Raw genomic sequence first — 6390 nt, forward strand, 5'->3', positions numbered from 1 at the left:
AAATGCGTGCGGCAGACTGGCGCGCTCTATTCCTCAGGCTCGGTCGTGAACAATAGCGGATAGCCCTTGGCGCGGCCGGCATCGGTGGCGCGCGTCGCCTTGGTCTCGGCGACGTCCCTGGTGAAGACGGCGACGACGCAGGCGCCCAGCTTGTGCGCGGTGATCATGACCTTGTAGGCCTGATCCGCGGTCATGCGGAATTCGGCCTTCAGCACCAGGGTGACGAAATCGCGCGGCGTGAAGTCGTCGTTGAGCAGGATCACCTTGTGCAGTCGCGGCCGCTCGACTTTGGTCTTCGTCTTGGGTTTAGTCTTGGTGACGGTATCGTTCATTCCGCCTCCGAAACACGCCTGGGGTTCCAGCCGCGGTGCTCAAGGCGCGGCCTTCTCACCATATTGCAGGACCTGTACCTTCTCCAAGGTGATCAGCCCGCTCGACATCATGCCATCCAGGATGGGCAGGAATGCGTTGATATTGTCCTCACTGTCGACGATCTCGATCACCAGCGGCAGGTCTTCCGACAGCCGCAGGATTTTCGAGGTGTGCAGCCGGCTCGACTTGCCATAGCCCATCGGCCCGCGCAGCACGGTGGCGCCGGCAAGGTGACGCTCGCGCGCGCTGATCACGATCGCTTCATACAGCGGCTTGCCGTCGAAATGGTCGTTCTCGCCGATGAAGATGCGGAGCAGGACTGCTTGTCGCGGAATTTGCATGATCAGCTCCTTTTCAAGCGGTTATAGCGGCTCGCCATCATATGACCGAGCCATACCGACACCAGCCAGCAGATGAGGGAGGCGGCGATATAGGCCAGTGCGGTGTATTTCATGCCGCCATGGAACAGGCGGAAGGTCTCCAGGCTAAAGGTCGAAAAGGTGGTGTAGCCGCCGCAAAAGCCGGTCATGACGAACTGCCGGTGCTCGGGCCGCGCCAGCACGCGGCCGTCGGGGCTGGTGAGCGTCGCATAGAAGCCGATGATGAGGGACCCCGTGGCGTTGATGAACAGAGTCGCGAACGGAAAGCCGGGCCCGGTGTCGAGCAAGAGCCCGACGAGCCAGCGCGTCATCCCGCCGACGATGCTGCCGGCGGCGACCCAGGCATAAAGCAGCGCGGTGCGCCAGCGGTCCTTGGAGGTGAGGGTGGTCATCGGCTCTAGCCTCCGAGCCTGTCAGCAAGCAGGAAGCCGCAGGTCACCGCGGTGAGGCACAGGCCGACCGAGAACACGATGTTGCCGAGTGCGTGAAGCTGCTCGCCGTTGCGCGCGAGCGTCAGGGTCTGGAGGCTGAACGAAGACACGGTGGTGTAGCAGCCGAGGAAGCCGGTCACCGCGAACAGCCATGGCGTCGGCGCGGCGAAGATCGAGCCCGGATGCGTTGCCAGCGCGCCGAAAATGCCGATCAGGAAAGCACCGGTGACGTTGATGGTCATGGTCCCCCAGGGAAACGTCTCGCCGAAGCGCCGCGCGATTACGCCGGAGAGGAAATAGCGCGCGCAGCCGCCGAGCACGCTGCCGATCATGATTGCCAGAACACCGCTCAACACGTCGAATGATCCCCCAGTTTTTCCCTCAATGTCCCGCCGGTCTCGCGAAGCTCTTGCCGATCGCAAGCAGTCCCGCAAGCGAGATCAGCGCAAAGCCGAGCCCGGCCAGGAAGGTGCCCGCCGGCCCATAGGCGTCCCATAGCGCGCCCGCGAGTATGCTGGCCGCGAGCGTCGCGAGCCCCGTGAACAGATTGAAGTAGCCGAACGCGGTGCCGCGTAAGCTTGGCGGCGCGGTATCGGCGACGAGCGCCGCGAACAACCCCTGCGTCAGTCCCATATGCAGGCCCCAAAGCACGACGCCGAGCGCGAGGCCTGCAAGGCTCGGCAGCAGCGCAAGCGCGAGATCGGCGGCGGCGAGGAAAGCGAGCCCGAGCGCCAGCAGCCCGGTGCGGTTGATGCGGTCGGACAAGGCGCCGGCCGGATAGGCCGAGAGCGCATAGACGATGTTCATCAGCACCAGCACCGCCGGCACCCACATCGCGTTGAGCCCGATATTCTGCGCCCGCAGGATCAGAAAGGCCTCGCTGAAGCGCGCCAGTGTGAAGGCGATGCCGACCGCCACGACGCGCCAATAGGCCGAGCCGAGCTGCCGCATCGCCGCGGTGTTGAGCGGGTTTGGCGCCGGCGCGCGGGCCCCGTCGGGCTCGGGCTCGCTGACGGCGAACGTTATCAGGGCAAAGGAGAGGAACGCCGGCAGCACCGCGACCCAGAACACGGCTGTAAAATTATCCGCCGTCCACCACATCAGTCCGATCGCCGCGAGCGGGCCGACGAAGGCCCCGATCGTATCGAGCGACTGGCGCAGGCCGAAGCTCGCGCCGCGCAACTGCACTGGTGCAATGTCGGCGATCAGCGCATCGCGCGGCGCGCCGCGGATGCCCTTGCCGACGCGGTCGATGAAGCGCGCCGCAACCAGCCATCCAGCGCTGGGCGCGAGCGGAAACAGCGGCTTGGTGCACGCGGCGAGCCCATAGCCGAGCGCTGCGAGCAGCTTGCGCCGGCCGAGCCAGTCCGACAGAGCGCCGGAGAAGATCTTCGTGATCGAGGCGGTCGCCTCCGCGATGCCCTCGATGATGCCGACCGTCATGGTGGAGGTGCCGAGCACGGTGACCAGATAGACCGGTAGCAGCGCGTGGATCATCTCGGAGGAGACGTCCATCAGCAGCGAAACGAAGCCGAGCACCCAGACTCCCCTGGGGACCGCGGTTAGGGCTGAATTTGGCGTCGCCGTCGTCACGTCTTGCCCTTCGCATTCAGGCAATAAAAAAACCCGCCACCGGCGGGTTATCCATGCTCCCGCCGAAGGCGAGGCTTTCCAATTGCCTCACCTCAAGCAGGAGTCATCAGCCCATACAATCTGACATCGTCGGGCGGTTATCGGGGGACTCCATCCCCATCTGTGTGACAAGCCTAGCATGGAAATCGCGCCGCACAATAGGGTGGGGGAAGTTGCTTGTCATTCCGAGGCTCGCGAAGCGAGAACGCGGAATGTCGAGATACCGGGTTCGGCTCTCCGAGCCGCCCCGGAATGACAGTGATGGTTGCCGCTTGCCCGAAGCGGCGTGAGCGTGGCAGCGCTGCGGCAGCTTTGCGTTACAGCTCACGCGCCTAACTCGAATGTGAAGCAGGGGCGATCTTCGCGCTTTGCTTAAATGCATTTGCATGTCACCATCGCGTCATACGACGGGAGGGCGCGATGCGCTTGCTGTTCTCGATCGGGGCTGTGCTGGTGGCCGGCATGCTTGCCGGAGGTGACGCTGCGAGCGTCGCTGCGCCAGGAACCAGGTATCAGCAGCAAGCAGCAGACAAGGACGCGCAGAGCGTCGATGTCGAACTGATCCTCGCCGTCGACGTCTCCTACTCGATGGATATGGACGAGCTTGCGATTCAGCGCGAGGGCTATGCGCAGGCGATCCAATCCAAGGAATTCCTCCAGGCGCTCAAGGCGGGGCCCAACGGCCGGATCGCGGTGACCTATTTCGAATGGGCCGCTTCCAGCGACCAGAAGATCATCATTCCCTGGCGATTGATCGACGGGCCCGAGACGGCGGATGCGGTCGCCGCCGAAATCCTGAAGACGCCGATCCGGCGCGCCTCGCGCACCTCGATCTCCGGCGCGATCAATTTCGCGATGCCGCTGTTCGATGAGGATCCATATCGCGGCCTGCGCCGCGTCATCGACATCTCCGGCGATGGTCCCAACAACAATGGCGGGCCGGTCACGGTCTCGCGCGATGCCGCGCTGGAGAAGGGTATCGTCATCAACGGGCTGCCGATCATGGTCAAGGAGCCGTCTTATTCGACCATGGATATCGACAATCTCGACTATTACTACGAGGACTGCGTGGTTGGCGGTCCCGGCTCCTTCGTGATCGCGATCAAGGACCGCGACAAGTTCAAGGAGGCGATCCGCACCAAGCTTCTGATGGAGGTCGCCGGCCGCACGCCTGAGCGCAACGTCGTGCACGTTGCCGAGAAGGAGCCGCGCGTGAGCTGCCTGATCGGGGAAAAGATCTGGCAGGATCGCTGGGGCAGGTAAGGGATGGCCGACGAACGTCCGATGATGGTCGGGGCCGCGACCGTATTCGTCGTCAGCGACATCGCAAAGAGCCTCGTGCACTATCGCGACGCATTCGGCTTCGACGTTACGTTCGAATATGGCGAGCCGACGTCCTATGTCTGTCTCTGCCGCGACGAGGTCGCCCTGCATCTGATCGCGTCGGCCCGCACCAAGCGCCTTCCCGGCAACGGCGCCATCTGCGTGTTCGTCAGGGACGTGGACCAGGTTCATGCCGAGCTGGCGGCGCGCGGCGCCACCATCGTCAAGCCGCCCGCGAACTACGATTACGGGATGCGCGATTTCGACGTCGTGGATCTCGACGGCAATCAACTGACGTTCGGAACGGGCGCGTCCGAGGACTGAACAGTCAACGGGATGCCAGCGCGGTCAAGATGCGCTCGATCGTGCGCAGGTGCGCCAGCGCGCTCTCGAACGCATGATTTCCGATGCGGCGCCAGATCCCCGACGTTTCCTCCATCAGATTCGGAATGGTCAGCGGAAACTCCGCGGCCTGCTGGAGAGCCGCCTTCTCGTTGATGAGATATTCTCCGTTCAGCGCAAACAGGACCTGCGCGACGCAGGTCAGCGCGCGGTAGACGCAGCCCGCGACGTGGGTCTGGTCTTCGTGCAGCGCGGCGAGTTCGGCATTCTCGATGCTGAACAGGATTTCCCACCGGAAGCGCCGGATCAGCGCCTCACGCAGCGGCTTTGGATAGGGCAGTGCGATCGACTTCAGCTCCGCGATCACCGCGCGTTCGTCGCGCAGCGGCTGACAGCAGGCGATCTCGCCCATCCAGATCGCCGAGCAGAACCCGTGCGGATGTCCGGGCTGATAGTCCATGCTGATCTGTCCCGCCCGGCAGGCCTCCATCGTCCGGCGGACCGCATCGATGTTCCGGTAGAGCAGATCGACCTTCTGCCCCTCGATCGTCAGCCATGCACCGCCGACGATCCACGGCCCCCATTCGCCGACCGAGGTGACCGTCGTCGCCTCGGGATCGTCGGCGAGTTGCTGCGCCGCCTGTTGCAGGCAATCGGTGTCGAGTTTGCGGTTCTCGGAGAAATACAGGCCGATGTCGTAGTCGGAGTTTTCATGCGACGTCCCGCGCGCCCGCGACCCGCCGAGCACGATGGCCTCGACGCCCGCGACGTCGCCAAGCGTGGATACCACCCGCTCGATGAGCGGATCGCGCTGGATGTCCGTCTGCGCTATCATCTGGTGAAACCCGCCGAAGCCCGCGCGGCTTGCGCCCGGTGGCGGATATGGTCCTGATTGTGGCGATGGTCAACTCCCCAGCTGCCGCCGTCCGTCAGTCGCGCGGCGCGGGCAAAGACCGCAACTTGTTGGCCCTCCGGTAGACGTTCGCGATGCGGGGCCTGCCGCGAGCCGTCAAAATGCCGTTCAATCTGTGGTTTAGATCACGCCAGGGCGTCGTGAAGCGGTGTCTACTGTCCCTGTCAATCCGGTTGAGGGAGCATCGCGCGACATGCGCGATTTTGATGTTCGCAGGAGGATCGCCGTCATGACCCATCGCAGAAAACCCCCGGGTGCAATTCGTCACTATGGTGTCCTGGCGGGAACCGTCGTCGATGGCCTGCAAAGCTCGGACGGCTCATCGCCGCACTACGAGATTCACGTTGGTGGCGCCGGAGACTACCGGATCGCCGTCAACGTCCAGTCCGTCGACGACAGTGAGGTGCTGGCCTTTTTCGACCCCGACTTCGCAAGGTCGGGAACTCTGGATCTGAAGCCATATCTGCAGGGCAATCGCGGCTTTCGGCGGCTCGAGACCGGTCCGTCAGGCTCCGGTGGGCTTGACTATCTCCGCGACAAGCTCTTCCCGGTCGATGCGATGCAGCCGATCCCGGCGACGGGCCGCGGCGTATCGCTGAAGAACCTGCTCAACGCCAACATCAAGCGGGCGAAGGCAGACCCTAACGCCATGGTGGTCGCGTTCGGCGAATATTTTGAGGACCACGGCCAGACCGACCAGTATTTCCACTTCCGGCCCGAGCGCGGGATTCACGACATCCACATGATGCAGGGCAATCGCGGACAGTTCGCGAGCGACAACCGCACCCATGGCGATGGCGCGCTATTCATCTCGTTCGACAATGGGCAGGAGATCGTCGCGTTGTTCGTGCGCTTCCAGACGCAATCGCTCCACACCGATGATCGCACTGGCGCGCCGCTCGACTAAAGCGCGATGAGACTAGCACTACTTTGGCAGATCGTTGATTTTGCCGTGCTTTATAGGATTCCCGAATCAATTTTTCAATGATTCATAGGT

Annotated in this window: 9 protein-coding genes and 1 riboswitch; of the genes, 3 read left to right on the forward strand and 6 right to left on the reverse strand. The window is 63.5% G+C overall.

The features are described 5' to 3' along the window. Nucleotides 1-26 precede the first annotated feature (26 nt). From clpS to SO140_RS35690, 5 genes are read right to left on the reverse strand one after another with little or no spacing between them, the layout of a single operon-like run. A complete protein-coding gene (gene clpS / locus SO140_RS35670; protein ID WP_449378645.1) occupies nucleotides 27-332 on the reverse strand; it encodes an ATP-dependent Clp protease adapter ClpS in 306 nt (101 codons plus the stop codon). Between the two features lie 39 nt (nucleotides 333-371). Further along, nucleotides 372-713 (reverse strand): DUF190 domain-containing protein, encoded by a 342-nt coding sequence (locus tag SO140_RS35675; protein ID WP_449378644.1) that lies wholly within the window; start codon nucleotides 711-713, stop codon nucleotides 372-374. Between the two features lie 2 nt (nucleotides 714-715). Then, the gene (crcB, locus tag SO140_RS35680) at nucleotides 716-1144 is read right to left on the reverse strand and encodes a fluoride efflux transporter CrcB (protein ID WP_449378643.1); all 429 of its coding nucleotides are present in this window, start codon (nucleotides 1142-1144) and stop codon (nucleotides 716-718) included. A gap of 5 nt (nucleotides 1145-1149) precedes the next feature. After that, the gene (gene crcB, locus SO140_RS35685) at nucleotides 1150-1539 is read right to left on the reverse strand and encodes a fluoride efflux transporter CrcB (protein ID WP_449378642.1); all 390 of its coding nucleotides are present in this window, start codon (nucleotides 1537-1539) and stop codon (nucleotides 1150-1152) included. Nucleotides 1540-1564: 25 nt separating this feature from the next. Further along, nucleotides 1565-2776, reverse strand: a complete 1212-nt coding sequence (locus tag SO140_RS35690) for an MFS transporter (protein ID WP_449378641.1) — start codon at nucleotides 2774-2776, stop codon at nucleotides 1565-1567. 90 nt (nucleotides 2777-2866) lie between these two features. Beyond that, nucleotides 2867-2943, reverse strand: a riboswitch (Fluoride riboswitch). A 292-nt stretch (nucleotides 2944-3235) separates the two neighbouring features. Here SO140_RS35690 and SO140_RS35695 point away from each other — a divergent pair. Together SO140_RS35695 and SO140_RS35700 are read left to right on the forward strand one after the other, a co-directional pair. After that, the gene (locus SO140_RS35695; protein ID WP_449378640.1) at nucleotides 3236-4078 is read left to right on the forward strand and encodes a DUF1194 domain-containing protein; all 843 of its coding nucleotides are present in this window, start codon (nucleotides 3236-3238) and stop codon (nucleotides 4076-4078) included. Between the two features lie 3 nt (nucleotides 4079-4081). Further along, on the forward strand, nucleotides 4082-4462 hold the full coding sequence (locus SO140_RS35700) for a bleomycin resistance protein (RefSeq protein WP_449378639.1): 381 nt from the start codon (nucleotides 4082-4084) through the stop codon (nucleotides 4460-4462). Between the two features lie 4 nt (nucleotides 4463-4466). Here SO140_RS35700 and SO140_RS35705 read toward each other — a convergent pair whose 3' ends face one another. Continuing rightward, nucleotides 4467-5315, reverse strand: a complete 849-nt coding sequence (locus SO140_RS35705; RefSeq protein ID WP_449378638.1) for a nucleotidyltransferase domain-containing protein — start codon at nucleotides 5313-5315, stop codon at nucleotides 4467-4469. Between the two features lie 307 nt (nucleotides 5316-5622). On the opposite strand from SO140_RS35705, the gene SO140_RS35710 reads away from it, so the two are divergent. Further along, nucleotides 5623-6300 (forward strand): DUF2278 family protein, encoded by a 678-nt coding sequence (locus tag SO140_RS35710; RefSeq protein ID WP_449378637.1) that lies wholly within the window; start codon nucleotides 5623-5625, stop codon nucleotides 6298-6300. Nucleotides 6301-6390: the final 90 nt, after the last annotated feature.

The organism is Bradyrhizobium sp. UFLA05-108 (assembly GCF_059803455.1).